General features: G+C 30.2%; 3 protein-coding genes. All 3 read right to left on the reverse strand.

The features are described from left to right. Window positions 1-219: 219 nt before the first annotated feature. Window positions 220-1,080, reverse strand: coding sequence for a S1 RNA-binding domain-containing protein (locus WA340_RS05825; protein ID WP_336127831.1), 861 nt, complete (start codon window positions 1,078-1,080; stop codon window positions 220-222). A 168-nt stretch (window positions 1,081-1,248) separates the two neighbouring features. Beyond that, entirely contained in the window at window positions 1,249-2,223 is a 975-nt protein-coding gene (locus tag WA340_RS05830) for a leucine-rich repeat domain-containing protein (protein WP_336127833.1), read from the reverse strand. A gap of 216 nt (window positions 2,224-2,439) precedes the next feature. Beyond that, window positions 2,440-3,084, reverse strand: coding sequence for a hypothetical protein (locus WA340_RS05835; RefSeq protein ID WP_336127835.1), 645 nt, complete (start codon window positions 3,082-3,084; stop codon window positions 2,440-2,442). Window positions 3,085-3,294: the final 210 nt, after the last annotated feature.

Below are 3,294 nucleotides of genomic sequence, written 5' to 3' on the forward strand. Positions count from 1 at the left end.
TTTCTTAAAAAGAATAATTCCGATCAAGATTCCAACTCCGATTATAATTTTTGGGTAGATCATTTTCAGCTGTTTGCTAACGTTGTTGTATATGGTTTGTTGCGTGTTTCAAGCAACTAATTTAGTAAATAATTACCGACCAAGAAAGTCCGCAAGGACTTTCGTAAGTAGGCAATAAGCGAGCAATAAATTATATACGGTGTTGCCACACGTACTTTTTCAGTTCATTGGTGGTTCGATTAATAATTTTAATACAAAACTATTTTTTTTACTATTTATTTTAATGATTTCGCAATCTATAATTTCTCCGTTTTTTAGTCCGTAAGTGTATTTTTTTGCTGTTGTTCTAAAATTTGGGTAAAACTCTTTTTTAATTGGAATTGTTGCTTTATGTTCTCCCAAAACAAAATAATCAGGTTTTCCGTCTTCATTGATTAAAACACTAACTTTTTGGATTGTACCAATCAACTTTTCCATTTCTCCATTCGTCCATTTTCCTCGTTCAATATTATCTCCAAGTATCGGCTTATTGTTTTCATTAAATCCTTGAAATACTGTTTCAACTTCGTCACCTGCTTTCCAATTTTCATAATCTGATTCGTTCATAAAAGTCGATATATGAATTAAACCTAATATTGAGCCACATTTCCAATTAAAGTGAATTCCTAAATCTACAAAAAAACCATATTTAGTTTTTCTTAAAATAATTCCACGATATTTAGAGTACTTCTCCAAATTCGGATTTTCAAATTTCTGTTCTTTTGCGTCTATTTGAATTGAAATTGGATTTTCCTCGATATTATGAATTTTTCCCGTAAAATAATTTCCAACAATTGAATTAGAAGCATTTTTCCAAAATTCGATTGAAGGATATGACCAACCAAAATGTTTAAATGAAACATATGCAAATAAGCCACTAACTTTTACTAAAAAACCTTTTTCCTTCGGTTCAACAATTCTGAAAGTCACACTTTCTTGATTTGTAAAAGCATTTTTTATGTTTAGCAACAAATCTTGAAGGTAATCCTTGTCATTTTTCGAGTCAAGATAGTATTCAATATTTTCTGCTGTTTTTCCCAATGTTCTATGGTTTTTTCGTATGTGTGGCAACGTTGTTGTATATGGTTTGTTGCGTGTTTCAAGCACCTAATTTAGTAAATAATTACCGACCAAGAAAGTCCGCGAGGACTTTCGTAAGTAGGCGAGAAGCCAGCAATAAATTATATACGGTGTTGCCACCAGTTTTTTTTATTCATATTGGACTTTCACTCCTTTTTGTTCAAATTTTTCAATTGTTTCTTTTATTTCCCATTCGTTAAAATCATTTTCTCTTATTAACAAATAATTCAGTTTAGGCAAAGTCAATAATGTATCAGGAATTGACGTCAAATCATTTCCATTTACTGCAAGACTTTCTAAATTTTTAATTCCGCCAATCCATTCAGGAATTGTTTTGATTTCATTATATCCAATTGTCAGTCTTTTAAGTTTCGGAAACTCTAAAACACTTTTAGGGAATACTTTCAGTTTATTAGAATGCACATTTAAATACTCAAGATTTCTCAACTTTAAAAGTCCGTTTGGAAGTTTAGTCAAATTCTGATAATTTATTAAAACCTCTTTTTGGTCAAGATAATTTCCGTTTTCATAACCTACTTTTAGATTGTTTTTAAAATCTTCATTTTTGAGTTTTTCACAAATTAAATCTCCGATTGAATCTCTGTATCTATAATCAACTTCTCCCAAGTCGCTTATTGTTCCAACAACGTAATTAAATTTGTAATTTTTTTCTCCGTAACAATTATATTGCTCAAAGTAAGTGGCTGAAAACTTTTCTCCACTACCAACTACAGGAAAACTATATCTATGCTTAAATGTTTCCTTTTTTGAAGAAGTTAATAAAATTCCATTTTTGGGAATGAGGATTTTATTATTTGTAAAATAATTACTTTCGAGTTTTGGTTGGTTTTCTATTCCGAAAACTATTATAAAACTCTGATTTTTTCCGACAAAAGGTTCATTTTCATTTGTGAAATAAATTTCACTTCCAACGTCCCAATTTAAATGGTACAAAGTATGGGATAGAACATAAACAAATATTAAAGTCCATTCAATAATTTGTCGGTATTTGACTTTGAATTTTTTAAGGAAAAAACTTGTTAATACTAAAATTGAATAAATTCCAAACAACCAAAGTATAGCTCCAATTCCCCAAAATCCCATAATAAAGAATATGAAAATTCCGAAAAGAAAAACTATAATACTAAACGAATATATTGGATTTCTGATGTTCATTCAAATTGGTGGCAACGGTCTCGGCTATGAGTAGTTGCGTGGTTTAGCACTTAACTTTGCAAGTACACACCAAGTTGGAAATTCCGCAGGAATTTCCAAAGTAGGCGAGAACAAGCAATTACTTATAGCCATTGTTGTATGCAGTTATTTTTTGTCAGCCGTTATTAGATGTTGTCTAAAGAACTGTTCGGGCTTTTCCATTCTACGAGATGGATTTGGTATAATGTCAGTATAGTATTCACTTCCATTAATCCTTATAGTTTCCCAATCGTATTGTTTTAACAAATCTAAATTATCAGCCATTAAATTCTTTAAATTCGGGTCTTTTAACTGTTCCTTTTTTAAAGGAATAAATCTTGCAGTTGGATAATCACCACAGTCAGTATCACTTATCTGCGAGAATTCAACAATTTCTCCATTGGTAAGTTTGACTTTCATAGTCGTACTATATTCGGACATACATCCCAAGTCTCCAGAATATGAAATTGAAAATACGGTCAAATCGTCTACTCTTATTAAACTTCCACTTATTGTTCTGCCAAGTTTGTTTTTTCCAAATTTAGACCAGCTTTCTGTTCTTATTTTTTTTGATTTGTCAAATTCGTCTACTTCAACTGTTGCTTCTACTGTACTTTCAATATCCGCTATTTTTTTGACCTTATTTAATTTTTCCCAAGTTCCATTATCATAGACATTAATTGTGTCGCCTTTTTCGGTTACAGCTTTTATTTGAGCTGAAGCTTGAATTGAAATTGATAGAATTGTAATAATTGTAAAAAGTTTTTTCATTTTATGTTTGGTTTTAATTGCATACAACGTTTTGGTATAGATTTAGTTGCGTAAATTATGAATACAGTTATTAAAAATACACGTAGAAGAAAATCCGTTAGGATTTTCGCAAGTAAACGTTTTGAAGCAATTGAATTTATACATCTTAAGTTAGCAATCTATTAACTTTAACATTTAATCATAAAGAACCAAAGAGAGGAATAAGGTTAT

The sequence above is a fragment of the Mesoflavibacter sp. CH_XMU1422-2 genome (genome assembly GCF_037029245.1).
Classification (GTDB): domain Bacteria; phylum Bacteroidota; class Bacteroidia; order Flavobacteriales; family Flavobacteriaceae; genus Mesoflavibacter; species Mesoflavibacter zeaxanthinifaciens.